The following is a 25,391-nucleotide window of genomic DNA, read 5'->3' as shown; positions in this document are numbered from 1 at the left end:
GGTCCCGGCCCGCGTCCGGACACGCCGGGCGTCCCGACCCGTGGTAGTGGGCGACACGGGTGGCCGCCTGGCGGGTACACTGCCGGTCATGGCCGGAGTCTTCCTGCTTCTTACCGGGCCGTGCTGATGCGCTGACGCGCGACAGCACGGCGGCCCCTCCTGCGTGAGGGGCTTTTTTGTGCCCTGAGCAGAGCTCCCCATATCCGACATGAAGCGCCGAGGAGACGCCATGAGTGAGGCAGCCGCACCGGCGAGCGACATTCCCCCGTTCCGGTACACCGCGGCCCTGGCCGACGAGATCGAGCACCGCTGGCAGGACAGCTGGGAGCGGGCGGGGACCTTCCACGCGCCGAACCCGAGCGGGCCGCTGGCCGACCCGGACCACCCCCGGTCGGGCGCGGAGAAGCTGTACGTCCTGGACATGTTCCCGTACCCCTCCGGCGCCGGCCTGCACGTCGGTCACCCGCTGGGCTACATCGGCACCGACTGCTTCGCCCGCTACCAGCGGATGGCCGGGCGCAACGTGCTGCACGCGATGGGCTTCGACGCGTTCGGCCTGCCCGCCGAGCAGTACGCGGTGCAGACCGGCACCCACCCGCGCACCACGACCGAGGCGAACATCGAGCGGTACAGGGAACAGCTGCGCCGGCTGGGGCTGGCCCACGACGAGCGTCGTTCGGTGGCCACCATCGACACCGACTTCTACCGCTGGACCCAGTGGATCTTCCTGCAGATCTTCAACTCCTGGTACGACGCGGACGTGAAGATGGCCCGCCCGATCGCCGAGCTGATCGCCGAGTTCGAGGGGGGCAACCGGGCCACCCCGGACGGCCGGTCCTGGGCCGAGCTGACCGTGGCCGAGCGGCGCAAGATCATCGACGACCACCGGCTGGCGTACGTCTCGGAGGCGCCGGTGAACTGGTGCCCGGGGCTGGGCACCGTGCTGGCCAACGAGGAGGTCACCGCCGACGGCCGCTCCGAGCGGGGCAACTTCCCGGTCTTCAAGCGCAACCTGAAGCAGTGGATGATGCGGATCACCGCGTACGGCGACCGGCTGCTGGAGGACCTGGACTACCTGGACTGGCCCGAGCCGATCAAGCTGCAGCAGCGCAACTGGATCGGCCGGTCCAACGGGGCGCACATCGACTTCCCGACCGCGCAGGGCCCGGTGCGGGTGTTCACGACCCGGCCGGACACCGTCTTCGGCGCCACCTACATGGTGCTGGCGCCCGAGCACGAGCTGGTCGACGTGCTGATGCCGGCCGCGTGGCCGGAGGGGACGAAGGAGGCCTGGACCGGCGGGCACGCCAGCCCCCGGGCGGCCGTCGAGGCGTACCGGAAGGCCGCCGCGGCCAAGACGGACGTGGAGCGGCAGGCGGAGACCAAGGAGAAGACCGGCGTCTTCGTCGGCGCCTACGCCACCAACCCGGTCACCGGCGGGCAGATCCCGATCTTCATCGCCGACTACGTGCTGGCCGGCTACGGCACCGGGGCGATCATGGCGGTGCCCGGGCAGGACGAGCGGGACTGGGAGTTCGCCGAGGTCTTCGACCTGCCGATCGTGCGCACCGTGCAGCCGCCGGAGGACTTCGACGGCAAGGCGTACACCGGGGAGGGCTCGGCGATCAACAGCGCCGCGCCCGACCGCGGCCTGAACCTGAACGGCCTGGGGGTCGCCGACGCCAAGGCCCGGATCATCGAGTGGCTGGAGGTGAACGGGCACGGCACCGGCGCGGTCACCTGGCGGCTGCGGGACTGGCTGTTCAGCCGGCAGCGCTACTGGGGCGAGCCGTTCCCGATCGTGTACGACGAGACCGGCGCGCCGATCGCGCTGCCCGAGTCGATGCTGCCGGTCGAGCTGCCCGAGGTGGACGACTTCTCCCCGAAGACGTACGACCCGGAGGACGCCGACAGCAACCCGGAGACCCCACTGTCCCGGCGGCGCGACTGGGTGGAGGTGGAGCTGGACCTGGGTGACGGGCCCAAGCGCTACACCCGGGAGACCAACGTGATGCCGCAGTGGGCCGGCTCCTGCTGGTACGAGCTGCGCTACCTGGACCCGACGAACCGCGAGCGCTTCGTCGACGCGGAGAACGAGCGGTACTGGATGGGGCCGCGCGACGCGGGCGACTGCGGCGGCACCGACCTGTACGTCGGCGGCGCCGAGCACGCCGTGCTGCACCTGCTGTACGCCCGCTTCTGGCACAAGGTCCTGTACGACCTGGGCCACGTCTCGTCGTTCGAGCCGTTCCGGAAGCTGTTCAACCAGGGCTACATCCAGGCCTACGCCTACACCGACGCCCGCGGCGCCTACGTGCCCGCCGCGGACGTCGAGGAGCGCGACGGCGGCTTCTTCCTGGGCGACATCAAGGTCAACCGCGAGTACGGCAAGATGGGCAAGTCGCTGAAGAACGTGGTCACCCCGGACGAGATGTGCGCGGCGTACGGCGCCGACACGTTCCGGGTCTACGAGATGTCGATGGGCCCGCTGGAGGTGTCCCGTCCCTGGGAGACCCGGGCGGTGGTCGGCTCGTACCGGTTCCTGCAGCGGGTCTGGCGGGCGATCGTCGACGAGCAGACCGGCGAGTCGCGGGTCACCGACGTGCCGGCCGACGAGGCGACCCGCCGGCTGCTGCACAAGGTCATCGACGGCGTCCGCGGCGACATGGAGGCGATGCGGTTCAACACCGCGATCGCCAAGCTGATCGAGCTGACCAACGGGCTGACCCGGCTGTCGGCCACGCCGCGTGAGGTGGCCGAGCCGCTGGTGCTGATGCTGGCGCCGTTCGCCCCGCACGTCGCCGAGGAGCTGTGGCAGCGGCTGGGCCACGACACCTCGCTGGCGTATGCGGACTTCCCGAAGGCGGACCCGGCGCTGCTGGTCGCCGAGACGGTGACCTACCCGGTGCAGGTCAACGGCAAGGTCCGGGGCCGCATCGAGGTCCCCGCCGACGTGTCGGAGGACGAGGTGCGCGAGGCGGCGCTGGAGGCGGTGGCCTCCTCGCTGTCCGGCAAGGAGCCCCGCAAGGTCATCGTCGTGAAGGGACGCATGGTCTCCGTCGTCGTCTGACTCCGCCTCCCCGCCCTGGGGCGCGCCCCGGCGCGCCCCGGGAAGGGAGCAGATTCAGGGAAAGAGTGGCTCGGACGGTGGGCTCGTAGCGCTCTCAGCGGTGATCTGGAACCTTCCGACCGGTGTCGTCAGGCGGCCTGGCGCGGACGCGACACGCCGCGGCAGATCGCTGGGGGCGACTCGGCTCGCCGTGGTCGCGCCGGCGTCGGTGGCGCGGAGAGCGGGGAGGCCGACACCGGAGCGCCGGCGAACGGCCGATCGGGCCGCGCGGCCGGCATCAGGTCGGCCCCAGCCGGCGCCGCCGCTCGGCGCGCCACCAGCGGTGGATCAGCACCGCGCTGGCGATCAGGCCGAAGCTGGCGGGGGCGGCGGCGTACCAGTTGACGTGGCCCGGCGAGCTCACCGCCGCCCCGATCGCGGCGTAGCCGACGGCGGTCGGGGTGGCGGCGATCACGCTGCCGGCCAGGAACGGCAGCAGCCGGGTGCCGGTGGTCCCGTAGCCGTAGCTGACCAGCCCGAAGCCGGCGATCGGCAGCAGCCGGACGGTAATCACCCCGAACACACTCTGCCGGGCGAACCAGCCGTCCAGCCGGGCCAGCCGGCCGCGGACCCGCTCGGCCACGAACTCCCGGCCGAGCAGCCGGCCGACCGCGAAGCCGATCGCCGCCGCCAGCAGCGCCGCGCCGAGGGCGTACGCGGCGCCCGCCAGGGGGCCGAAGATCGCGCCCGACGCGAGCGTGATGAAGGTACGGGGAACCAGGGCCACCAGCAGCAGCGCGCCGCCGACGATCGCCGCGACCGGGGCGTACCCGCCGAGGGAGTCGGCGAGCCGGGGCAGCTGGGCCGGGTCCGGCCGGGGCACCAGCAGGACGGTCACGGCGAACCCGGCGAGCAGGAGCAGCAGACCGGCGAAGCGGAGCGCCGACGGCTGCCGGAGCAGCCGCCGGACGGCGGGGATCATGCCCGGGCGGCGGCCACCGCGGCGCGGCGCTCGGCGCGGAGCCGGTCGGACCAGGTGTCGTCCAGCGGGGCGAGCTGGTGGATGCCGGTGGCCCAGCGCAGCAACAGGTCGGCCAGGGCCGGGTTGCGGGCCAGGGCGGGCCCGTGCGAATAGGTGCCGAGCAGCTTGCCTCGCCAGGCGCCCTCGGTGACGCCGTCGTTGCCGACCCCGGCGGTGACCCGGGCCAGCGGCGACACCCCGGGCCCGAGGTGGGTGCGCCCGCCGTGGTTCTCGAAGCCGGACAGCGCCGGGATGCCCAGCCGCGGATCGACCTCGCCGGCCAGTTCGCCGACGCCCCGGGTGGGACCCCGGTCCGAGGAGATGTCGAGCAGCTCGAGCCCGGCGTACTTGGTGCCCTTGGCGAAGAAGGAGGTGCCGAGGAGCTGGTACCCGGCGCAGACGCTGAAGACCACCGAGCCCTGGGCCACCGCCCGGTGCAGGCCGCCGTCCGCGATCAGCCGCTGGGCGCCGAGCGCCTGCGGGCCGTCCTCGCCGCCGCCGAGCAGGTAGATGTCGGCGGTGGAGGGCAGCCGCTGGTCGGAGCGGACCTCCAGCACCTCGACCGGCATGCCGCGCAGCTGGGCCCGGCGGGCCAGGATCAGCGCGTTGCCCCGGTCGCCGTAGGTGGAGAGCAGGTCGGGGTAGATCCAGACGATGCGCAGGGTCTCAGTTGACACGGTCCAGCTCCGCTCGGATGTCCTGGAAGGCGGTGTAGTTGGCGATGACCTCCAGCCGGCCCGGGGGCACCGCCAGGACCGCCTCGTCGAAGCTCGGTACGTGCTGGAACGGCACGTCGTTGACGTCGAGCCGCACGGCCAGGTCGTACGCCCGGTCGCCGGTGATCAGCACCTGCCGACCGCGCAGCGGGGCGAAGTCGACGTCGTAGAGCCAGGAGGTGTCCAGCCCGTCGGGGTCCCGCGCGTTGATGGAGAGCAGGGTCGGTGCCTCGTCGGCCATGTCGAACGCCTCCAGCCAGCTGGCCGGGTTCTTGGCCAGCAGCAGCCGGATGTTGCGTCCGTCCCGCTCCACCTGCGCGTAGCGCCCGGCGACCGAGGTGACCGCCCCGAGCCGGTAGACCGCGTCCACCGGGCGTACGCCGAACTCGGCGGCGACGGCCAGCGCGGTCGCCGCGTTGCCCAGATTGACCTTGCCGGGGAGCTGGAGCTGCACCTTGTGCCAGGCGCCGGTCGGGTCGAGCACGCCCTCGTCCTCCACCGTCCACTGCGGTTCGGGCCGGCGCAGCGGGCAGCCGGTGCACCGCCACTGGTCGCCTGAGCGCTCGATGGTGTAGCCGCACTCGGGGCAGACCCACGAGTCGTCGTGCCAGCGCTGGCCGGCGCTGAACCAGGTGACGTGCGGTGGGTTGATGCCCTGCGCCGGGTCGGCCGGCGGGGTGGCGGCCCAGACCACCATCGGGTCGTCGGCGTTGGCCACCACCCGCACGTCGGGGTGCCGGACCAGCGCGGCGCGCCAGAGCTGCGCCATCATGGCGACCTCCTTGGCCCGGTCCAGCTGGTCGCGGGAGAGGTTGAGCAGCGCCACCACGTGCGGCTCGGTGGCCTCCAGCACCTGGGCGAGGTAGTGCTCGTCGACCTCGAGGACGGCGTACGGGGTGCTGCCGGCCTTCGCGAGGGCGGAGGTGTGGCCGGTGGGCATGTTGGCGCCGAAGGAGTTGGTGGCGACCCGGCCGAGCACGCCCACGGCGGCGGCGGTGAGCCGGGTGGTGGTGGTCTTTCCGTTGGTGCCCGACACCAGGGCGATGGCGCGCCCCGAGGACAGGTGGGCGAGCAGGTCGGGATCGATCTTGAGACCGATCCAGCCACCGATCACCGAGCCGTCGCCACGGCCCGCGGCCCGCGACAGCGCCGCGGCGGTCCGCGACACCGAACTGGCCACCTTTGCCCGCAGGGGCATCTTCGCGTCCGTCACGGCAGCGAGGTTACCGGACCCGCGGCCCCACCAGATCGCCGCCGACGGCGATCCGTTCGGCCGGGCACCGTCAGGCGTCCGGCCGGCCGGTGCTCGGCCGGATGGAGTCGATCTATGTCGGGTAGCGGACGCGGCCGCGGGGGCAGCGCCGTCCTCCACTCCGCCCCACCCCCTTTGACGTGCTCTTTTGCCCACGGAAACGGCGCGCCACGCGGGCGATTCCGGTTGCAGGTGGAGGGAAGTGGAGTAGAGTGGGGCGCGATGGTGAGGCCGGGAGGGCCGCACCGGCCCGGGGGGTCAGCGGCGCCGCGAACGCCGCTCAGGGCAAGGGGGTTGGGCCGATGTTCCTCGGCACCCACACTCCGCGCCTGGACGACAAGGGCCGGTTGATCCTTCCGGCGAAGTTCCGGGACGAGTTGGCGGGGGGTGTCGTGATCACCAAAGGGCAGGAGCGCTGTCTCTACGTCTTCCCGATGCCCGAGTTCCAGCGGATCGCGGAGCAGTTGCGCGCGCAGCCGATGACGCACAAGGCGGCCCGGGCCTACAGCCGGGTCTTCTTCGCCAGCGCACACGACGAGGTTCCGGACAAGCAGGGCCGGGTGACCATTCCGGGGCACCTGCGCTCGTACGCCGGCCTCGACCGGGATCTGGTGGTGATCGGCGCGAGCACCCGGGTGGAGATCTGGGCCAGGGGGGCCTGGGAGGCCTACCTCGCGGAGAGCGAAGACGACTTCGCCGACATCGAGGAGGGGGTGCTGCCCGGCGGTCTGTAGGGCGTGACGGCGCCCGACGTACTGCGAGATCTCCAGCCGCTTTCGAGTTCCTGGCACCCCTTCCCCGGTGCCAGGCGCACGATCCAGTCGGGGGCCGGGGCCGCCGCGGGCGGGAGCGGATGGGGATCTGGCGGTACGACGAGCGCCGTCCGACGCAGGGCGCGACACGGACGGAAAGACGTTTCAACCAGGGGGTCGAGATGGGGGAGCTACGCGGCACCCACGTGCCGGTGCTGCTCGAGCGATGTCTCGAGTTGCTGGCCCCCGCGCTGGGTCGGAATCGCCGCACCGTTCACGTCGACGCGACGCTGGGTCTGGCCGGGCACGCCGAGGCGGTCCTGGTGGCGCACCCCAACACGGTGCTGATCGGCCTGGACCGGGACACCGAGGCCCTCGCCCACGCGCGGGTCCGCCTCGCCCGGTTCGCCGACCGGATCCACCTCGAGCACGCCGTCTACGACGAGCTGCCCGAGGTGCTCGACCGGCTCGGGTACCCGGCGGTCGACGGGATCCTGTTCGACCTCGGGGTGTCGTCGCTGCAACTCGACGTGCCCGACCGCGGGTTCGCGTACGCGCAGGACGCGCCGCTGGACATGCGGATGGACCAGACCCGGGGGATGACCGCCGAGGAGGTGGTCAACACCTACTCCCACCCGGACCTGGCCCGGGTGCTGCGGGTGTACGGCGAGGAGAAGTTCGCCGGGAAGATCGCCTCGGCGATCATCCGGGAGCGAGAGCGCGCTCCGATCACCTCGTCGGCGCGGCTGGCGGAGCTGGTCCGGGAGAGCATTCCGGCACCAGCCCGACGAACCGGGGGACACCCGGCAAAGAGAACGTTTCAGGCTTTAAGGATCGAGGTAAACAGGGAGTTGGCCGCGCTGGAGACGGCGCTGCCGGCCGCCCTGGACAAGCTCACCGTGGGCGGCCGCATGGTGGTCCTGTCCTACCACTCGCTGGAGGACCGGCTCACCAAGCAGGCGCTCGCCGACCGGGTCCGCAGCAAGGGCCCGATCGACCTCCCGGTCGAACTGCCCGGCACGGGCCCGACGTTCCGGCTGCTCAGCCGAGGCGCCGAGCTCCCTGCGGAGGCGGAGGTCGCCGCCAACCCGCGCGCCGCCTCGGTGCGGCTGCGGGCCGCGGAACGGCTCGACCCGGAGGCGGCCCGGCAGGGGCGTACCGACCGCGAACGGTACCGCCGCCGGGTCAAGGCGATGCACCAACCGGGGACGGGGTCACCGGGATCCGGCAGGGATCCCCGGTCGGCCCCGAGGGACGGCAGCGGGACGGACGAACAGGGGGAGGGGACATGAACGTCAACACGCGCGACGGCCGGGACGCCGTCGGGCAGCGCGCACCGCGGTCGGGGGGCCGGACCGCGGCGCAGCGCACCACGCGGACCACGACCGCGACGGCGGGGGCCGACCGGCTCGACCGTCGGGGGGAGACTCGCGCCCGGGGGGTGCGCGAGTTCCCCACCCAGGGCAGCGCCGCGCTGCGGCCGGCCGAGCGGACCCGGACCACCGGCGGGCCGCCGCCGCGGCTGCGGGTCGCCCCGCCGCCGCCGGTGTCCGTGCCGCGGGCGCCGTTCGTCGGGCTGATCCTGGTGCTGGTGGTCGGCGGGGTGCTCGGCATCCTGCTGGTCAACACGAAGATCAACGAGAACGCCTTCCGGCTGGAGAAGCTCCAGCAGCAGCAGGCCAAGCTCGACGTCGACCAGGAGCAGTTGGAGAAGGAGATCGCCGAGCAGAAGGCGCCGGGCAACCTGACCGCCAACGCCCGCAAGCTCGGCCTCGTCGAGTCGGGCGAGCCCGCGTACATCCGGCTGCCGGACGGCCGGATGATCGGTGTGCCGCACCCGGCCACGGGTGAGCCGGCCATCACCAGCCAGCAGGGCAACGGGGGGTAGTCAGGTGCCCCCGAGATCGGAGGAACCGCGCCGGGACGCCACGGGCTCCCGGCGCGGCTCGTCCCGGGGCGCCGACCCGCGCTCCGGCGAGCCGGGCATCGGGGGCATCTCCGACGCCCGGGCGTACACGCCCCGGGGGCGGACCATCCGTGAGGGCGGCGGCGCCGCCCGGGCCGCGACCAGCGGGGGCGCCGAGCCGCGACGTACCCCGCGTAGCAGCCGCTCCGGCGACCCGTTCCGGCCGGCGTTGCAGGTGCTCGACGGTGGCCGGACCGGCGCGACCCGCACCGGCCGCCGGGAGACCGCCGCCGGGGGTGGGCGCGTCGGCGTGGTGCGAACGGTGCCGCGCCCCAGCCGGGCCCGGCCCGACGACGAGGACGATCTGCCGCCGCCGCGCCGCCGCCCGGGTCCGCGCGCGCCGCGCCGCCCGGACCGGGCCGCCGCGCGCCGGCCCTCCCGCAAGCCGCGGCGCCCGCCGAAGCTCGCCGACCCGCGCCGCCGGCTGCGGCTGGGCACGCTGCTCACCCTGGCGCTCTTCGCCACCATCGGCATCCGGCTGGTCTACCTCCAGACGGTGGACACCCCGGCGTACGCCGACGGCGGGCTCGCGAAGCGGCTGGCCGTGGTCGACCTGCCGGCCCCGCGCGGCGCCATCTACGACCGGACCGGCGCCCCGCTGGCGCACAGCGTGGAGGCGCGGTACGTCTTCGCCGACCCGACGCGGGTCAAGGACCGGGTGGCGACCGCGAGGCTGCTCTCTCCGTTGCTCGGCTTGCCGGCCTCCGAACTCGCCGAGAAGATGAAGCGGCGGACCCTCCCCGGCGGGGGCGAGTCCCAGTTCCAGTACCTGGCCCGGGGCGTCGAGATCGACAAGGCCAAGCAGATCGTGGCGCTGGACCTGGCCGGCATCGGCGTGCACCGGGACGAGCGGCGCGAGGTGCCCGGCGGCGACCTGGCCGCCAACCTGATCGGCTTCACCAGCCAGGACATGGTCGGCCTGGAGGGACTGGAGGCGAAGTACGACGACCTGCTGCAGGGACAGTCCGGTCGAAAGAGGTACGAGGTGGGGCAGGGCGACCTGGCCGCGCCGATCCCGGGCGGCTACAGCGAGACCACCGAGCCCAAGCCGGGCAGCTCGCTGGAGCTGACCATCGACCGGGATCTCCAGTTTCAGGTGCAGCGGATCCTCAGCGCCCAGATGGCGCAGACCCGGGGCAGCGTCGGCGCCGCCGTGGTCCTCGACGTCGCCACCGGCGAGGTGCTGGCCCAGGCGAGTAACCCGACCTACAACGCGGCGACGCCGGAGGAGAGCAAGTCGACCGCCCGGGAGGACGCGGCGACCAGTTTCGTCGTCGACCCGGGCTCGATCCACAAGGCGATCACCTACGGGGCGGCCCTCCAGGAGGGTGTCATCACGCCGGAGACGGAGATGCCGATCGCCAACAGCATCACCAAGGGCGACGTGACCTTCCGGGACACCCACCCGGCCAACGGCCGGCGGATGAGCATCCCCGGGATGCTGGCGTACTCGTCCAACGTCGGGACCATCGAGATCGCCGACAGGCTCGGCAAGGACCGGCTGATCGACTACCAGAAGCGGTTCGGCCTCGGCCAGCCCACCGGCGAGGGGATGCCGGGGGAGGCCTCCGGGCGGCTGCTGCCCGCGGCGGAGTGGAGCGGGTCGTCGTACGGGTCGGTGCCGATCGGGCACAGCGTCGATGCCACGCCGCTGCAGATGGCCGCCGCGTACGCGGCCATCGCCAACGACGGGCGGTACGTCCAGCCGCACCTGATCAAGGACGTGATCGGGCCGGACGGCAAGCGGACGCCGGGCCCGAATCCGGTCACCCGATCGGTGCTCAGCCCGGCCAACGCGGCCGCGCTGCGGACCATGCTGGAGGCGGTCACCACCGTCGAGGGGGCCACCGGCCGAGCCGCGGCGGTCTCCGGCTACCGGGTGGCCGGCAAGACGGGCACCGGCCTGCGGTACGTCGACGGCAGGCAGCAGCCCGGCGAGGTCGGCTCGTTCATCGGGATGGCCCCGGCGGAGAAGCCGAGGTACGTGGTGGCGGTCTTCGTCTGGAGCCCCGGCGGCGAGGGCGGCGCGGTGGCCGCCCCGGCGTTCCGGGAGATGATGGGCTTCACCCTGCGTCACTACCGGGTGCCGCCCTCGGCCACCAGCAGGTCCCCGAAGTTCGAGGTCTTTCCGCGCTGAGCGGAAACGGCGGGACATCATCGGTGCGTGGGACAAACCACCGGGGCGGCTTTGTGGCCGGAACCGGACGACCGGGTAGGGTCTGACGCCGTGCCCGGCAATCCACGACCCCGTACCGTGAATCCCGTCCGGCTCGGCGATCTCGCCGCCCGACTCGCCGCCGAGCCACCGACCGGCGCCGCCGAGGTGGCCGTGACCGGGGTGACCCACGCCAGCCAGGAGGTCCGCCCCGGCGACCTGTACGCGGCGCTGCCCGGTGCTCGCCGGCACGGCGCGGAGTTCGCCGCCGGCGCGGCCGAGGCCGGCGCGGTGGCCGTGCTGACCGACCCGGCCGGCGCGGAGCTGGCCGCCCTGGCGGGGCTGCCCGCGCTGGTGGTGGCCGACCCCCGCGCGGTGCTGGGCACCGTCGCCTCCACCGTCTACGGCGACCCGACCGAGGGGCTGACCATGATCGGGGCGACCGGCACCGCCGGCAAGACCTCGACCGCCTACCTGATCGAGTCAGGGCTGCGCGCGGCCGGCCACACCACCGGCCTGATCGGCACCGTGGAGACCCGCCTGGGCGACCTGGTGGTCGACAGCGTGCGGACCACCCCCGAGGCGACCGACCTGCACGCCATGCTCGCCGCCGCCCGGGACCGCGGGGTCACCGCGGTGGTCATGGAGGTCTCCAGCCACGCCCTGGCCATGGGCCGGGTCGGCGGGGTCCGCTTCACCGTCGGCGGCTACACCAACTTCGGCTCCGACCACCTGGACTTCCACGCCGACCGGGACGACTACTTCGCCGCCAAGGCGCAGCTCTTCGACGGCCGCTGCGACGTCGAGGTGCTCAACCACGACGACCCGGAGCTGCGTCCGCTGTTCAAGCCGGCCACGGTCAGCTACTCGGCGGCCGGCGACCCGGCCGCCACCTGGTACGCCACGGACGTCGACGGCGAGGGGTACACCCAGCGGTTCACCGCGCACGGCCCGGACGGGCTGACCGTGCCGGCCGGCGTGGCGCTGCCGGGCCGGCACAACGTGGCCAACGCGCTGCTGGCCATCGCCGCGCTGGTGGCCGTCGGGGTGGACCCGGCGACCGCGGCGTCCGGGGTGGCCGCCTGCGGCGGGGTGCCCGGGCGGCTGGAGCTGGTCAGCGGGGACGCCCTGGTGCGCGGCGTGGTCGACTACGCGCACAAGCCGGACGCGATCGTGGCCGCCCTGGCCGCGCTGCGGGAGCTGAGCGCCGGCCGGCTGATCTGCGTCATCGGCGCCGGCGGCGACCGGGACCGGGGCAAGCGGCCGGTGATGGGCCGGGCCGCCGCGGAGGGAGCCGACGTGGTGCTGGTGACCGACGACAACCCGCGGACGGAGGACCCGTCCACGATCCGCGCCGAGGTGCTCGCCGGGGCGTACGCAGCCGGCACCCCGGCCCGGATCATCGAGGTGGACGGCCGGCGGGCGGCGATCGCCGAGGCGGTCCGGCTGGCCGAGCCGGGCGACGTGGTGGCGGTGCTCGGCAAGGGGCACGAACGCGGCCAGGAGATCGGCGGCGAGATCCTGCCGTTCGACGACCGCACCGAGCTGGCCGACGCGCTGCGGGCCCGCTTCGGGGACCGGGCGGGTCAGCGGTGATCGCGCTGAGCCTGGCCGAGGTCGCCTCGGCGGTCGACGGGCGGCTGGTCGCCGCCGACCCGGACGCCCGGGTGACCGGGTCGGTCGAGTTCGACTCCCGCAAGGTCGGCCCCGGTGGGCTCTTTGTCGCATTCCCCGGGGAGAAGGTGGACGGGCACGACTACGCCGCCGGCGCGGTCGCCGCCGGGGCGGTCGCGGTGCTCGGCACCCGCGCGGTGCCCGGGGTGCCGATGGTGCTGGTCGACGACGCGCTGGCCGCGATGGCGTGCCTGGCCCGGGCGGTGGTGGACCGGCTGCCCGGGCTCACCGTGATCGGCGTGACCGGCTCTTCCGGCAAGACCACCACGAAGGACCTGATGGGCCAGCTCACCGTCCGGCTCGGCCCGACCGTGGCGCCGCCCGGCACGTTCAACAACGAGCTGGGCCACCCGTACACGGTCATGCAGGCGGGCCCGGAGACGCGCTACCTGGTGCTGGAGAAGAGCGCCCGCGGGGTGGGGCACGTGCGGTACCTCTGCGAGATCGCGCCGCCGCGGATCTCGGTGGTGCTCAACGTCGGGGTGGCGCACATCGGCGAGTTCGGTTCGGTGGAGACCATCGCCCTGGCCAAGGGGGAGCTGGTCGAGGCGCTGCCGGCCGACGGGCTGGCCGTGCTCAACGCCGACGACCCGTTGGTCGACGGGATGGCCACCCGCACGCCCGCCCGGGTGGTCCGGTACGGCGAGGCGGCGCACGCCGACGTCCGCGCCGTGGACGTGGCGCTGGACGACCGGGGCCGGCCGTCGTACACCCTGGTGACGCCGGAGGGTCGCGCGCCGGTCCGGCTCGGGCTGACCGGGCGGCACCAGGTCTCCAACACCCTCGCCGCCGCGGCGGTGGCCCGCGAGCTGGGCATGCCGCTGGCCGACCTGGCCGTCGCGCTCGGCGAGCTGGGGCTGGTCTCCACCCGCCGGATGGACGTCTTCGAGCGTCCCGACGGGGTCACGGTGATCGACGACTCGTACAACGCCAACCCGGCCTCGATGGCGGTCGCGCTGCGGGCGCTGGCCGGCATGGGGGGGCAGGGGCGTACCCTCGCCGTGCTCGGTTACATGGCCGAGTTGGGCGCGTTCGAGCGGGAGGGACACCAGCAGGTCGGCCGGCTCGCGGCCGAACTGGGCGTGGACCGGCTGCTCGTGGTGGGCGAGGCGGCTGCGCCGATCCACGACGGCGCGACAGCGGTAAGCGACTGGGGAGGAAGTTCGGTGCTGCTCACCGATCAGGCGGCGGCCGTCGAGGTGCTGCGGGGCGAGCTACGTCCGGGTGACGTGGTCCTGGTGAAGGGCTCCCGGTACCGCACCTGGGAGGTGGCCGACGCGCTGCGCGCGGCCGCCGGGAACGAGGCCGCCTCATGAGGGCGGTGATCGTCGCCGTCGGGGTCGCGTTCCTCATCTCGTTGTTCTGCACCCCGATCGCGATCAAGGTGTTCACCCGGCTCAAGGCGGGCCAGCCGATCCGGGCCGAGGGCCCGGCCATGCACCAGGGCAAGAAGGGCACGCCGACGATGGGCGGCGTGGTCTTCATCCTGGCCACGGTGATCGCGTACGTCGCCGGCCACCTCGCGCTGACCACCCTGCCGGACGCGCAGATCGCCCAGGTGGAGCCGACCATCACCGCGCTGGTGCTGCTCGGTCTGATGGTCTTCTCCGGCGCGGTCGGCTTCATCGACGACTTTCTCAAGGTGCGCAAGCGGCACAGCGGCGGGCTGAACAAGCGCGGCAAGCTGGCCGGCCAGATCCTGGTCGGGGCGATCTTCGGCATCGTCGCGCTCTACTTCCCGAGCACCATGTACGACGCCAGCGGCAACCGGACCAACGCCGAGACGGTCGGCAGCACGACACTGAGCTTCATCCGGGACATTCCGGCGCTGGAGATCGGCAAGATCGGCGCGGTGATCGTCATCATCATGGTGGTGATGGCGGCGACCAACGGCGTCAACCTCACCGACGGCCTGGACGGCCTGGCCACCGGCGCCTCGGTGATGGTGCTCGCCGCGTACGGGCTGATCGCCTTCTGGCAGTACCGGCACTGGTGCGCCGACCCGAACTACACCGAGGCGTACTGCTACACCGTCCGGGATCCGCTGGAGATCGCGCTGATCGCCGGCGCGGCCGCCGGTGCCTGCGTCGGCTTCCTCTGGTGGAACACCTCACCGGCCCGGATCTTCATGGGCGACACCGGCGCGCTCGGCCTGGGCGGCCTGATCGCCGGCATGGCGATGTCCACTCGGACCATCCTGCTGCTGCCGATCCTGGGGGCGCTCTTCGTGATCATCACGATGTCCGTGGTGATCCAGATCATCTCGTTCCGCACGACCGGCAAGCGGGTGTTCCGGATGTCGCCGCTGCAGCACCACTTCGAGCTTGCCGGCTGGAGCGAGGTCAACATCGTGGTCCGGTTCTGGATCATCGCCGGCATCGGCGTGGCCATCGCGCTGGGCCTGTTCTACAGCGAGTTCCTCGCGGCGGTCACCTGAGCCGGCCAAGGAACGGAGGGGCCCTCGTCGACGCCAGGCGTTGACAAGGGGCCCCTCCTTTCGCTTCGACACGCCGACGGGGCGGTTGCGCCACGGCCGGGCGGGCCGAGCCGCGATGATGTGCGGGTGGGGGAGGGACTTCAGACCGACGGCACGACCGACCCGCAGGCCAGGCGGGCGCCGGCGGCGACCCGGACGCCGGATCCGCCGGGCCTGCCGCTCGGCCTGGATCCGGCCGGTGGGCTCGCCGCGCTGCGCGGTCTGCTGGCCCGGCCGCTGGCCTCCTACCACCTGCTGATCTCCAGCGCCGGCCTGCTGCTGCTGATCGGCCTGACCATGGTCTTCTCGGCGACCAGCGTGAAGGACTACGCCGAGGGCGGCGACGCCTCGGCTTCCCTGGTCAAGCAGACGATCTTCGCGGTGGTCGGCATCGTGGTGTTCTGGGCCTGCCAGCGGCTGCCTGCCCGCACCTTCCGCGCGCTGGGCCGGCCGGTGCTCGGGCTGGCGGTGGTGCTGCTGCTCCTGCTCAACCTGCTGGTCGTGTTGGACTCGTTGTTCCGAATCGACTCGATCGGCCCGCTGCGGGCCCACCTGCTCTGGCTCTACCTCGGCCCGATCCAGGTGCAGCCGGCCGAGCTGGCCAAGTTCGCCCTGGCGCTCTGGGGCGCGCACGTGCTGGTCCGCAAGGGCGCCGCGCTGGGCTGGTGGAAGGAACTGGCCACCCCGCTCTTCCCGGTGGTCGGCCTGCTCTTCGTGCTGGTCGGCTACAACGACCTGGGCAGCATGCTCTGCCTGCTCGCCCTGGTGGTCGGCCTGCTCTGGGCGGCCGGGGTGCGGCTGCGGGTCTTCGCCGCGCTCTCCGCGGTGGGCCTGCTCGGGATCGGCCTGCTGGTGGCGGCGGCGTCCCTCGGCGCCGGCTCCGGCTCGCGCGACGCGGACAACTACCGTCTGACCCGGCTCACCTCGTTCGTCGACCCGCCGGACCCGGCCAAGTGCTTCGAGAACGCCTGCTACCAGATCGTCCAGGCCCGCAACGCGATCGAGCACGGCGGCTGGTTCGGCGTCGGGTTGGGCAAGAGCAGCCTCAAGTTCGGCTGGCTGCCCGAGGCGCACAACGACTTCATCTTCGCGATCATCGCCGAGGAGCTGGGCGTCGTCGGCTGCACGGTGGTTCTGGTGCTCTTCGCCGTACTGGCCTACACCGGACTGCGGATCGCCCGGCGGGTGGAGGACCCGTTCCGCCGGCTCGCCGCCGCGGGGGTGACGGCCTGGCTGGTCGGCCAGGCGGTGATCAACATCGGCGGCGTGGTCGGCGTGCTCCCGCTGACCGGCGTGCCCCTGCCCTTCATCTCCGACGGCGGCAGCGCCCTGGTCGTCACCCTGGCCGCGGTCGGGATGCTCGCCTCCTTCGCCCGTGCCGAGCCCGACGCGGCCCGAGCCCTGCATGCCCGTCCACCGGCCCGGTGGGTCCGACTACTCTGGGCCCCGTTGCCGCCGCTTCCCGGCGGGCGACGCCGACCGGCGTCGCCACCGGCCGACCGTGGGTCCGTGCCCCGGTCCCGTGGGCGGCGGGAGGACGACCAGGCCGCAGCCCGCGGCGCCCGGCCGAGCCGGACGCGCGCCGGGACGGGGAGCGAGAGGAGACGCTGATGGGTCCGCTGCGTTCGGTGGTGCTCTGCGGAGGGGGTACGGGCGGGCACATCTACCCGCTTCTCGCCTTTGCCGACTGCCTGCGTCGACACGACCCGGGCGTCCGGATCACCTGCCTCGGCACCCCGAAGGGCCTGGAGAACGAGCTGATCCCGCCGCACGGCTACGACCTGCGCCAGATCCCGGCCTACCAGCTGCCTCGCTCGATCAACATGAGTCTGGTCCGCACCCCGGACCGGATGTGGAAGGCGGCCCGCGCGGCGGGCAAGGTGATCGACGAGGTCCAGGCCGACGTCGTGGTCGGCTTCGGCGGGTACGTCTCGGTGCCCGGCTACCTGGCCGCCTGGCGGCGTGAGCTGCCGATCGTCATCCACGAGGTGAACGTCCCCCCAGGGGTGGCCAACCGGCTGGGGATGAAGTTCACCAAGCACGTCGCGGTGGGCTTCCCGCACCAGCCGGCCCAGGCCGAGTCGCTGCGCGACGCGCGGGTGGTCGGCGTGCCGCTGCGCCGGGGCATCGCCGGGCTGGACCGCGCCGCCCTGCGCGCCGCCGCGCGGGCCCACTTCGGGCTCCGCCCCGACCTGCCGGTGCTCTTCGTCGCCGGCGGTTCGCAGGGCGCCCGCTCGATCAACCTGGCGGTCTCCGGCGCGGCCAAGGAACTGGCCCGCAACGGCGTGCAGGTGCTGCACGTGATCGGCGCCCGCAACGAGCCGGTGTCGGTCCCCACCGACCTGCCCGTGCCGTACGTGACCCTGCCCTACCTGTCCGAGATGGAGCTCGGCTACGCGGCCGCCGACCTGATGCTCGCCCGGGGCGGGGCGATGACCTGCGCCGAGGTGGCCGCCATCGGGTTGCCCACCATCTACGTCCCCTACCCGCACAGCAACCAGGAGCAGAAGCGCAACGCCCTGCCGGTGGTGGAGGCCGGGGGCGGATTGCTCGTCGACGACGCCGAGCTGACCCCGGACTGGTTGGAGCGGACGGTCATCCCGTTGGTCCGGGATCCGCGGCGGCTCGCCGCGATGGGCGCCGCCGCGGCCGCGTACGGCCGGCGGGACGGCGACGTCGCGCTGCTGAACTTCGTCTACGAGGCGGTGTCTCGGTGAGCGCGAGGAGTGAGCTTGCGAGCCCCGCAGTCGCGAACAACGGCGGCGCCGTGAGCGCGAGGAGTGAGCTTGCGAGCCCCGCAGTCGCGAACAACGGCGGCGCCGTGAGCGGCACCGCGACGGGAAGGTACTCGGCATGAACACCGCGCAGTTCACCCCCGCCGGCACGTTGACCGCGGAGGACCTGGGCCGGATCCACCTGATCGGGGTGGGCGGGGTCGGCATGAGCGGCCTGGCCCGGCTCTTCCTCACCCGGGGCCTGCCGGTCTCCGGCAGCGAGCTGCGCGAGTGGCCGTCCCTGGCCGGCCTGCGGGCGCTCGGCGGCACGATCCACATGAGCCACGAGGCGTCCAACCTTGACGGCGTGGACACCGTGGTCTACTCCTCGGCCATCCCGCAGGACCACCTGGAGATGGTCGAGGCCCGCCGGCGCGGCCTGCGCGTGCTGCACCGCTCCGAGGCGCTCGCCGCGGCGATGACCGGCCGCCGGACGGTGGCGGTCGCCGGCACCCACGGCAAGACCACCACCACCTCGATGGTCACCATGGTGCTCCAGCAGGCCGGGACGGATCCGTCCTTCGTGATCGGCGGGGAGATCTCGGAGGTGGGTTCGGGGGCGCACCACGGCACCGGCGAGTACTTCGTGGTGGAGGCCGACGAGAGCGACCGCTCGTTCCTGATCTACCGCCCGTACGTCTCGATCATCACCAATATCGAGGCGGACCACCTGAACACCTACGGCGATCTGGCCACGCTGGAGGCGACCTTCGCCGACTTCGCCCGGCTCACCGATCCGGAGGGGTTCATCATCACCTGCGCCGACGACCCGGGCGGGCGGCGGCTGGCCGCGACGCTGCGGGCCGAGGGGCGGCGGGTGTACACGTACGGCGAGTCGGCCGACGCCGACCTGCGGCTGAGCGAGATGGCCTCCTCCGCGCGGGGGGTGCGCTACCTGGCCGAGATCGACGGCCGGTCGCTGGGCGAGATCCGGCTGCCGGTGCCGGGGCGGCACATGGGGCTCAACAGCGCCTCGGCCGTGCTGGCCGCGTACCTGCTGGGGTTGCCGATCGAGGCGGCGGAGGCCGCGCTCGGCGTGTTCCCCGGCGTGCGACGGCGCTTCGAGCGCAAGGGCGTCGCGGACAGCGTGGTGGTCTACGACGAGTACGCCTACCACCCGACCTCGATGACGCTGGCCCTGCAGACCCTGCGCGAGGTGGCCGGCGCGGGCCGGCTGGTCGTGGTCTTCCAGCCGTACCGGCTCTACCGGACCCGGGACCTGCAGGCCGAGATCGCCGCGGCGCTCGGCATCGCCGACGAGCTGGTGCTGCTGGAGGTCTTCGGCCCCGGCGAGCTGCGCCAGCCGGGCGAGGGTTCGGCGGCGCTGATCGAGGTGGTGCCGCTGCCGGCCGAGCGGAAGGTCTTCGTCGACTCGTGGGAGGCGGCGCCGGTCGAGGTGGCCCGCCGGGCGCGACCGGGCGACGTCGTGGTCACCATGGGCGCGCCGCCCATTTCGCTGATGGGCGACCAGCTCCTCGACGCCCTGCTGGCCCGCAGCGCTGAGGCCAGCGGCGCGACGGCCATGGGCAGTGCCGTCGGCCCGGACGCCGCGGCCGGATGAGCCCCGGTCCGGCCCGGGGCCGGGTCCCGGGCGCGGACGGCGGCGCCGGCCGGCGCGGTCCGGTACGCCGCTGGCAGCTGGTCCGGGCCGGCACGGACGCGGTCCCGCCATCGACCCGGCGGTTCATGGCGCGGGCCCGGCGGCGCCGGATGCGGGCCGCCCTGCCGTGGGCGGTCGCCGCCGGGGTGCTCGCGCTGGCCGGGCTGGTCGCCTGGACCCTGCTGGGCACCGGCCTGTTCGGCGTCCGCGAGGTGCGGGTGGTCGGCGCGGAGCTGGTCACCCCGGTCGAGGTGCGGGACGCGGCGGCGGTCCCCGACGACACGCCGCTGGCCCAGGTGGACCTGGCCGCCACCGCCCGCCGGGTCGGCACGCTGGCGCCGGTGGAGCGCGCGTCGGTGTCCCGGGACTGGCCGGGCACCCTGGTGATCCGGGTGGTGGAGCGGACCGCCGTCGCGGCGGTGCCACAGGGGGAGCAGTTCGCCCTGATCGACCGCTCCGGCGTCGTCTTCCGGACCGTGCCCCGCGCCCCGGACGCGCTGCCGCTGGTCCGGGTGGACCGGCCGGGCCCGGGCGACCCCGGCACCCGGGCCGGGCTGGCGGTGCTCGCCGCGCTCACCCCGCAGCTGCGCGCCGAGCTGGTCTCGGTGGACGTGGCCGGGCTGGCCCGGATCACCCTGCGGCTGCGCGCCGACCGGATGGTGGTCTGGGGGGACGCGACCCGGGGCGCGGAAAAGTCGCGGGTGGCCACCGCCCTGCTGGGTCAGCAGGCGAAAACGATCGACGTCAGCGCGCCGGACGTGGTGACCTTCCAGTGATCCGCCGGCCGGCGGGCTCTCAGGTGGGCGGGGAAAGTGAGTCGTCCCGCTCCGGCGGCGACACGCCGATCAGATCCTTGGCTCTCGGCGTGGAGCCGCTTACGTTGCCCGGAAGAGGATCAGTGGTTGACATAACTGTAAGCCTCTAGTAGAGGGTGAGGGTTCAGCCTCAGCCGCTACCGGGGACTGCCGTCGTCGACCGCTGGTCTGGCCAAGCCGTGTGGGGTCGGCCCATGCCAATCTCGAATGGAAAGGACCGGAGATGACACCTCCGCACAACTACCTGGCGGTCATCAAGGTCGTCGGCATCGGGGGCGGCGGCGTCAACGCCGTCAACCGGATGATCGAGGTTGGGCTCAAGGGCGTCGAGTTCATCGCGATCAACACCGACGCGCAGGCGCTGCTGATGAGCGACGCCGACGTCAAGCTCGACGTCGGCCGGGAGCTGACCCGGGGCCTCGGCGCCGGCGCCAACCCGGAGGTCGGCAAGAGCGCCGCCGAGGACCACCGCGACGAGATCGAGGAGGTGCTCAAGGGCGCCGACATGGTCTTCGTGACCTGTGGCGAGGGCGGCGGCACCGGCACCGGCGGCGCCCCCGTGGTGGCGAACATCGCCCGCAAGCTCGGCGCCCTCACCATCGGCGTGGTGACCCGGCCGTTCTCCTTCGAGGGCAAGCGTCGCCAGGTGCAGGCCGAGTCCGGCATCGACGAGCTGCGCAACCAGTGCGACACGCTGATCGTCATCCCGAACGACCGGCTGCTCGCGCTCGGCGACCGCAACATCAGCATGATGGACGCCTTCCGGACCGCCGACCAGGTGCTCCTCTCCGGTGTCCAGGGCATCACCGACCTGATCACCACCCCGGGTCTGATCAACCTGGACTTCGCCGACGTCAAGAGCGTGATGAACGGTGCCGGCAGCGCGCTGATGGGAATCGGCAGCGCCCGGGGCGAGAACCGCGCGGTCGAGGCGGCCGAGGCGGCCATCTCCAGCCCCCTGCTGGAGCAGAGCATGGACGGCGCCCGGGGCGTGCTGCTCTCCATCGCCGGCGGCTCCGACCTAGGCCTGTTCGAGATCAACGACGCCGCTCAGATGGTCACCGACGCGGCGCACCCGGAAGCCAACATCATCTTCGGCGCGGTCATCGACGACGCGCTCGGCGACGAGGTTCGGGTGACCGTGATCGCGGCGGGCTTCGACGGGGGCATGCCCGCGTACAAGGCGGCCGAGCCGGGCCGCAAGACCAACCAGAACCAGCCGGCGCAGCCGAACTCGCCGGTTTCGCCGCCGGCCAGCATGCCGGCCCCGCAGCAGTCGCCGCGCCGGGTGCTCTTCGACGACGTGGACGTGCCCGACTTCCTCAAGAACGGGTCCTGAGCCGCGCCGATGACCGACAGAACAGCCACGGTACGACCGGATCGTCGTGCCGAGCTCGCGGCCGGACTGGCCCGGGTCCGGGCCCGGATCGCGGACGCGTGCTCCGCCGCCGGCCGGGACCGTACCGAGGTCACCATGATCGCGGTGACCAAGACCTACCCGGCCGGGGACGTGGTGGCATTGGCCGGGCTGGGGGTCACCGACGTGGGGGAGAATCGCGACCAGGAGGCGGCCGCCAAGGCCGCCGAGGTGGCCGCGGCCGGGGTGGCGCCGCGCTGGCACTTCATCGGCCAGCTGCAGCGCAACAAGTGCCGCTCGGTGGTCCGGTACGCCGACGTCGTCCAGTCGGTCGACAGCGTCCGGCTGGCCGGGGCGCTGGACGCGGCCGCGGCGGCCGGCCGGGACCGGCCGCTGGACGTGCTGGTCCAGGTCAGCATCGACGGTGACCCGGCGCGGGGCGGGGCGGTGCCGGACTCGGCCGACCCGGACCGCGGCCTCGGCCCGGTGGCGGAGGCGGTGGCCGGCGCGGGGGCGCTGCGGCTGGGCGGCCTGATGGCGGTGGCGCCGCTGGGCTGGGAGCCGGAGCGGGCGTTCGCCCGGCTGGCCGAGGTGACGGGGTGGTTCCGGGGGCTGTACCCCGCGGCCACCGCGCTGTCCGCCGGGATGAGCGGGGACCTGGAAATTGCGATCGGATACGGCGCGACACACGTCCGCGTCGGCAGCGCGTTGCTCGGAATGCGTCCCACGCTGCGGTAGCCTGACCGCGAACGAAGCAAATTACATCGGTGTTGTTCAGGAACGGCATCCCGTTGTCCGGGGGTCATGGCGGGCGAGAAGGAATCGCCCGTCAGGGGATTGCCGATCCGGTCCGGTGGGCAGGTTGTCCACTCGCGACAGGCGACACGGCACGGGGGTGCGTGCCGCACGGCGGACGGAGGGGCGCGGGATGGGTGCTCTGCGCAAGGCGGGGGTCTGGCTCGGTCTGGTCGAAGAGGACGACGAGCGGGCCTACGAGGACGGTGGCTACGACAAGGGCGGCTACCGCGACTCGCGCTACCGGTCGAGCCGGTACGCCGAGGAGTTCGCCGACGAGGAGGACGACGAGTCCGAGGAGCCGCCGGCGCCGCGGCCCCGGGTCGGCGACCGCGGCCGGCTGACCGAGCGCGCCGCGAGCCGGGCGGTGGAGACCGACCGGGCCGATGTCGAGCGGGTGGAGCGGTCCAGCGTACGGTCGATCACCCGGTCGGGCGCCGGGGAGACCTCCGGCGCGCTGACCTACCACACCCGGGACAACCTCGCCCTCGCGCCGCAGGTCCAGCCCCGGGAGCGCGCGGTGGTGACCGAAGATGAACAGCGCTACCAGATCACCACGCTGCACCCGACCACCTATCGGGAGGCGCGCACCATCGGCGAGCACTTCCGGGACGGCGTGCCCGTGATCATCAACCTCACCGAGATGGAGGAGGCGGACGCCCGTCGACTGGTTGACTTCGCGGCCGGGCTGGCGTTCGGGCTGCGCGGTACGATCGAGCGCGTGACCAACCGGGTGTTCCTGCTCTCACCGGCCAATGTCCAGGTCACCGCGGAGGACAAGGCCAAGATCGCTGAGGGCGGCTTTTTCAGCCTGAGCTAGCCCACGCTCGACCGAGGGACGTCGCCTGCCGTGTTGTCGATCCTGTTGCAAGTGCTCTACCTGATCGTTTATCTGTTCCTGCTTGTTCTCTTGGCCCGATTTGTGCTTAGTGCCGTTCTGGCCTATGGGCGCCGCTGGCAACCGGGGCGCGGAGCATCGGCAGGACTCGAATCCGTGTGGAGCGTCACTGATCCGCCCCTCAAGGCGTTGAGGCGTGTGATCCCACCACTGCGAATTGGTAACGTGAGCATCGACCTGGCCTCGCTTGTGCTCCTGGTTATCCTGTTCGTGCTGATGAGGTTTGTGTTAACGCCGTCGATCATCGCGGTTTCCTGATGACCGGCACGCTACGCGGCCGCAACTGACCCGAGGAGTTTCGATGCCGCTGACCCCGGCCGACGTCCACAACGTCGCCTTCAAAAAGCCGCCGATCGGCAAGCGGGGGTATGACGAGGAGGAGGTCGACGCCTTCCTGGACGAGGTTGAGCGCGAGCTCGCCCGTCTGATCGAGGAGAACAACGAGCTGCGCGCTCAGGTGGAGCGCGGCGGCCGTGGTGGCGCTCCCGCCGGCCCCGGCGGCGACGCCCGTCTCGCGGCGGAGCTCAACGACGTCAAGGCCCAGCTGGACCGGGTGCAGCGCGACAAGGCGGCCGCCGATCAGGCGGCCCGGGCGATGCAGGCCGAGCTGGAGCAGGTCCGCGCCCAGGGCGGCCCGACCGTCTCCGGTGACGGCGAGCAGCAGGCGCTGCGGGTGCTGATGATGGCCCAGCGCACCGCCGACGACCACGTCTCGGACGCCCGTCGCGAGGCCGACCAGTTGCTCTCCGAGGCCCGTTCCAAGGCTGAGGAGGTCACCCGTGAGGCCCGCGCCAAGGCCGACGCCCTGGAGCGGGACGCCCGCCAGCGGCACCAGGAGGCCATGGGTGGCCTGGACGCCAAGCGCACCGCGCTGCAGAAGCACATCGAGGAGCTGAAGCAGTTCGAGCGGGAGTACCGCACCCGGCTCAAGGCGTACCTGGAGAGCCAGCTGCGCGACCTGGACGGCCGGGGCCAGGGCCTGGAGGCCGAGGTCAACCGCGCCGAGGGCAACCGCTCCGGTGGCGGCAGCAACGGCCTCGCCACCGCCGGCTCGTACGGCGGCGGCCGCTCGGGCTCGCTCGAGTCGGGTCGCTGATCCGCCGTCGGCGCCCGTCCCCGGACGGCCGTCGGCCGCACACCGAAACGATGCGGCGGGGGTGAGCTGTGGCAGTCGCCAGCATCCTGCTCATCCTCGTCGCCGTCGTGCTCCTGGCGGCCGGGTTGGCCGGTGGGTCCGGTCCGCTGCTGATCACTTCCATCGGGGCCAGCCTGCTGGCCGCCGTCGCCCTCGTCGTGGGTGCCCGCCAGGCGGCCGCCACCCGGGCGACGACCGACCGGACGGCGCGGCGTCGGGGCGGGCCGGCCACGTCCCGCAGCCCGTACGGCGCCCCGGTCGTGGAGCCGGAGATCCCCGTCCAGCACGTTCCTCCCACGGTCGGCACCGGGTGGCGGCAACCGCCCGAGCCGCCGTCGGGGTCCGATCTGCGGCCGAGGCCGGCACCGGGGCCCGGCACCGACGAGGCGCCGGCCGACGAGCCGGCCGTCCAGCGGGTGCGGCCCGAGGACGCGGCCCTCGTCGCCGAGCTGCGCACCCCGGTGCACGTGGTGCAGGGCCGGCCGCGATACCACCTTGCCGCCTGTCCGCACCTGCTGGACCGGCTCTCGTCCCGGCTCCCGGTGGCCGAGGCGATCGAGCTCGGCTTCACCCCGTGCGCCCGGTGCACGCCGGACACCACCCTGCTCGCCCACGCCGATCCGAGCTGAGCGCGGGTGCCCATGGACGACACGCTCACGGTCGCGGTGCGGGTGAAGCCGGGCGCCTCCCGGGCCCGGGTCGGCGGCCGCTTCGACGGCCCGCACGGGCCCGCCCTGGTGATCGCCGTGACCGCCCCGGCGGTCGACGGCCGGGCCACCGAGGCGGCCCGCCGGGCCCTGGCCGACGCGCTGGGCGTACGACCGGCGGCGGTCTCGCTGCGGACCGGCGCGGCGAGCCGGGACAAGCTCTTCCTGGTCGACCGTTCCGCGCCGGAGCTGCCCGACGTGCTGCGCCGGCTGCGCGACGGATCGGCCGAGTGAGGCCCGTCCAGGCCG

The 25,391-nt window shown here is 73.3% G+C and carries 22 protein-coding genes; 19 read left to right on the top strand and 3 right to left on the bottom strand.

Translation table 11 applies throughout. The features are described 5' to 3' along the window. Nucleotides 1–229: 229 nt before the first annotated feature. Nucleotides 230–3,070, top strand: a complete 2,841-nt coding sequence (leuS, locus tag GA0070624_RS29220; protein ID WP_091346209.1) for a leucine--tRNA ligase — start codon at nucleotides 230–232, stop codon at nucleotides 3,068–3,070. A gap of 277 nt (nucleotides 3,071–3,347) precedes the next feature. On the opposite strand, the gene GA0070624_RS29215 is transcribed toward leuS, so the two are convergent. From GA0070624_RS29215 to GA0070624_RS29205, 3 genes are read right to left on the bottom strand one after another with little or no spacing between them, the layout of a single operon-like run. Beyond that, entirely contained in the window at nucleotides 3,348–4,031 is a 684-nt protein-coding gene (locus GA0070624_RS29215) for a TVP38/TMEM64 family protein (protein WP_091346206.1), read from the bottom strand. Further along, nucleotides 4,028–4,747, bottom strand: coding sequence for a type 1 glutamine amidotransferase (locus tag GA0070624_RS29210; protein WP_091346203.1), 720 nt, complete (start codon nucleotides 4,745–4,747; stop codon nucleotides 4,028–4,030). Before GA0070624_RS29210 ends, GA0070624_RS29215 begins: the two co-directional genes overlap by 4 nt. After that, nucleotides 4,737–5,984 (bottom strand): MurT ligase domain-containing protein, encoded by a 1,248-nt coding sequence (locus GA0070624_RS29205; protein ID WP_091350044.1) that lies wholly within the window; start codon nucleotides 5,982–5,984, stop codon nucleotides 4,737–4,739. Before GA0070624_RS29205 ends, GA0070624_RS29210 begins: the two co-directional genes overlap by 11 nt. Before the next feature lie 356 nt (nucleotides 5,985–6,340). Between GA0070624_RS29205 and mraZ the strand changes: the two genes are divergently transcribed. From mraZ to GA0070624_RS29115, 18 genes are all read left to right on the top strand, one after another. After that, nucleotides 6,341–6,772: a division/cell wall cluster transcriptional repressor MraZ gene (gene mraZ / locus GA0070624_RS29200; protein WP_091346201.1), complete on the top strand. Its 432-nt coding sequence runs from the start codon at nucleotides 6,341–6,343 to the stop codon at nucleotides 6,770–6,772. A 200-nt stretch (nucleotides 6,773–6,972) separates the two neighbouring features. After that, a complete protein-coding gene (gene rsmH / locus GA0070624_RS29195; RefSeq protein ID WP_091350042.1) occupies nucleotides 6,973–8,082 on the top strand; it encodes a 16S rRNA (cytosine(1402)-N(4))-methyltransferase RsmH in 1,110 nt (369 codons plus the stop codon). Further along, complete coding sequence (gene ftsL, locus GA0070624_RS29190; protein ID WP_091346199.1) at nucleotides 8,079–8,678, top strand: cell division protein FtsL; 600 nt, start codon at nucleotides 8,079–8,081, stop codon at nucleotides 8,676–8,678. Before rsmH ends, ftsL begins: the two co-directional genes overlap by 4 nt. A 4-nt stretch (nucleotides 8,679–8,682) precedes the next feature. Then, nucleotides 8,683–10,893 carry a peptidoglycan D,D-transpeptidase FtsI family protein gene (locus tag GA0070624_RS29185; protein WP_091346197.1) on the top strand — a complete coding sequence of 737 codons (2,211 nt, stop codon included), beginning with the start codon at nucleotides 8,683–8,685 and terminating at the stop codon, nucleotides 10,891–10,893. 90 nt (nucleotides 10,894–10,983) lie between these two features. Beyond that, on the top strand, nucleotides 10,984–12,507 hold the full coding sequence (locus tag GA0070624_RS29180) for a UDP-N-acetylmuramoyl-L-alanyl-D-glutamate--2,6-diaminopimelate ligase (protein WP_091346195.1): 1,524 nt from the start codon (nucleotides 10,984–10,986) through the stop codon (nucleotides 12,505–12,507). Then, nucleotides 12,504–13,901: a UDP-N-acetylmuramoyl-tripeptide--D-alanyl-D-alanine ligase gene (locus GA0070624_RS29175; protein WP_091346193.1), complete on the top strand. Its 1,398-nt coding sequence runs from the start codon at nucleotides 12,504–12,506 to the stop codon at nucleotides 13,899–13,901. The genes GA0070624_RS29180 and GA0070624_RS29175 overlap by 4 nt, the downstream gene beginning before the upstream one ends. Further along, nucleotides 13,898–15,022: a phospho-N-acetylmuramoyl-pentapeptide-transferase gene (gene mraY, locus GA0070624_RS29170; protein ID WP_091346192.1), complete on the top strand. Its 1,125-nt coding sequence runs from the start codon at nucleotides 13,898–13,900 to the stop codon at nucleotides 15,020–15,022. The genes GA0070624_RS29175 and mraY overlap by 4 nt, the downstream gene beginning before the upstream one ends. A gap of 225 nt (nucleotides 15,023–15,247) precedes the next feature. After that, nucleotides 15,248–16,672 carry an FtsW/RodA/SpoVE family cell cycle protein gene (locus tag GA0070624_RS29165; RefSeq protein ID WP_425413563.1) on the top strand — a complete coding sequence of 475 codons (1,425 nt, stop codon included), beginning with the start codon at nucleotides 15,248–15,250 and terminating at the stop codon, nucleotides 16,670–16,672. Then, nucleotides 16,672–17,778, top strand: a complete 1,107-nt coding sequence (gene murG, locus GA0070624_RS29160; protein WP_091346188.1) for an undecaprenyldiphospho-muramoylpentapeptide beta-N-acetylglucosaminyltransferase — start codon at nucleotides 16,672–16,674, stop codon at nucleotides 17,776–17,778. The genes GA0070624_RS29165 and murG overlap by 1 nt, the downstream gene beginning before the upstream one ends. Before the next feature lie 136 nt (nucleotides 17,779–17,914). Beyond that, complete coding sequence (gene murC / locus GA0070624_RS29155; RefSeq protein WP_091346186.1) at nucleotides 17,915–19,396, top strand: UDP-N-acetylmuramate--L-alanine ligase; 1,482 nt, start codon at nucleotides 17,915–17,917, stop codon at nucleotides 19,394–19,396. Then, complete coding sequence (locus GA0070624_RS29150; RefSeq protein WP_091346184.1) at nucleotides 19,393–20,211, top strand: cell division protein FtsQ/DivIB; 819 nt, start codon at nucleotides 19,393–19,395, stop codon at nucleotides 20,209–20,211. The genes murC and GA0070624_RS29150 overlap by 4 nt, the downstream gene beginning before the upstream one ends. 262 nt (nucleotides 20,212–20,473) lie before the next feature. Beyond that, nucleotides 20,474–21,589 carry a cell division protein FtsZ gene (gene ftsZ, locus GA0070624_RS29145; RefSeq protein WP_091346182.1) on the top strand — a complete coding sequence of 372 codons (1,116 nt, stop codon included), beginning with the start codon at nucleotides 20,474–20,476 and terminating at the stop codon, nucleotides 21,587–21,589. Nucleotides 21,590–21,598: 9 nt separating this feature from the next. Then, nucleotides 21,599–22,345 carry a YggS family pyridoxal phosphate-dependent enzyme gene (locus GA0070624_RS29140; RefSeq protein WP_091346180.1) on the top strand — a complete coding sequence of 249 codons (747 nt, stop codon included), beginning with the start codon at nucleotides 21,599–21,601 and terminating at the stop codon, nucleotides 22,343–22,345. Nucleotides 22,346–22,535: 190 nt separating this feature from the next. Continuing rightward, nucleotides 22,536–23,222 carry a cell division protein SepF gene (locus GA0070624_RS29135; protein WP_091346177.1) on the top strand — a complete coding sequence of 229 codons (687 nt, stop codon included), beginning with the start codon at nucleotides 22,536–22,538 and terminating at the stop codon, nucleotides 23,220–23,222. A gap of 30 nt (nucleotides 23,223–23,252) precedes the next feature. Continuing rightward, a complete protein-coding gene (locus GA0070624_RS29130) occupies nucleotides 23,253–23,558 on the top strand; it encodes a YggT family protein (protein ID WP_091346176.1) in 306 nt (101 codons plus the stop codon). 43 nt (nucleotides 23,559–23,601) lie between these two features. After that, a complete protein-coding gene (locus GA0070624_RS29125) occupies nucleotides 23,602–24,396 on the top strand; it encodes a DivIVA domain-containing protein (protein WP_091346175.1) in 795 nt (264 codons plus the stop codon). 68 nt (nucleotides 24,397–24,464) lie between these two features. Continuing rightward, nucleotides 24,465–25,064, top strand: coding sequence for a hypothetical protein (locus GA0070624_RS29120; protein ID WP_091346172.1), 600 nt, complete (start codon nucleotides 24,465–24,467; stop codon nucleotides 25,062–25,064). Nucleotides 25,065–25,076: 12 nt separating this feature from the next. Then, nucleotides 25,077–25,376 (top strand): DUF167 domain-containing protein, encoded by a 300-nt coding sequence (locus tag GA0070624_RS29115; RefSeq protein ID WP_176731920.1) that lies wholly within the window; start codon nucleotides 25,077–25,079, stop codon nucleotides 25,374–25,376. The last annotated feature ends 15 nt before the right edge of the window (nucleotides 25,377–25,391 follow it).

The sequence above is a fragment of the Micromonospora rhizosphaerae genome (assembly GCF_900091465.1).
Classification (GTDB): Bacteria; Actinomycetota; Actinomycetes; order Mycobacteriales; family Micromonosporaceae; genus Micromonospora; species Micromonospora rhizosphaerae.
Note: the sequence above shows the minus strand (reverse complement) of the source record. Positions and strands in the feature narration are given on the sequence as shown.

Bases quoted from the DNA above. Each gene is read 5' to 3' on its own strand.
- GA0070624_RS29205 (WP_091350044.1), bottom strand. From the start codon at position 5,984: ATGCCCCTGCGGGCAAAGGTGGCCAGTTCGGTGTCGCGGACCGCCGCG.
- mraY (WP_091346192.1), top strand. From the start codon at position 13,898: ATGAGGGCGGTGATCGTCGCCGTCGGGGTCGCGTTCCTCATCTCGTTG.
- ftsZ (WP_091346182.1), top strand. From the start codon at position 20,474: ATGACACCTCCGCACAACTACCTGGCGGTCATCAAGGTCGTCGGCATC.
- GA0070624_RS29140 (WP_091346180.1), top strand. From the start codon at position 21,599: ATGACCGACAGAACAGCCACGGTACGACCGGATCGTCGTGCCGAGCTC.
- murC (WP_091346186.1), top strand. From the start codon at position 17,915: ATGAACACCGCGCAGTTCACCCCCGCCGGCACGTTGACCGCGGAGGAC.
- GA0070624_RS29115 (WP_176731920.1), top strand. From the start codon at position 25,077: ATGGACGACACGCTCACGGTCGCGGTGCGGGTGAAGCCGGGCGCCTCC.
- leuS (WP_091346209.1), top strand. From the start codon at position 230: ATGAGTGAGGCAGCCGCACCGGCGAGCGACATTCCCCCGTTCCGGTAC.
- GA0070624_RS29125 (WP_091346175.1), top strand. From the start codon at position 23,602: ATGCCGCTGACCCCGGCCGACGTCCACAACGTCGCCTTCAAAAAGCCG.
- GA0070624_RS29135 (WP_091346177.1), top strand. From the start codon at position 22,536: ATGGGTGCTCTGCGCAAGGCGGGGGTCTGGCTCGGTCTGGTCGAAGAG.
- murG (WP_091346188.1), top strand. From the start codon at position 16,672: ATGGGTCCGCTGCGTTCGGTGGTGCTCTGCGGAGGGGGTACGGGCGGG.
- GA0070624_RS29150 (WP_091346184.1), top strand. From the start codon at position 19,393: ATGAGCCCCGGTCCGGCCCGGGGCCGGGTCCCGGGCGCGGACGGCGGC.
- GA0070624_RS29215 (WP_091346206.1), bottom strand. From the start codon at position 4,031: ATGATCCCCGCCGTCCGGCGGCTGCTCCGGCAGCCGTCGGCGCTCCGC.
- rsmH (WP_091350042.1), top strand. From the start codon at position 6,973: ATGGGGGAGCTACGCGGCACCCACGTGCCGGTGCTGCTCGAGCGATGT.
- ftsL (WP_091346199.1), top strand. From the start codon at position 8,079: ATGAACGTCAACACGCGCGACGGCCGGGACGCCGTCGGGCAGCGCGCA.
- mraZ (WP_091346201.1), top strand. From the start codon at position 6,341: ATGTTCCTCGGCACCCACACTCCGCGCCTGGACGACAAGGGCCGGTTG.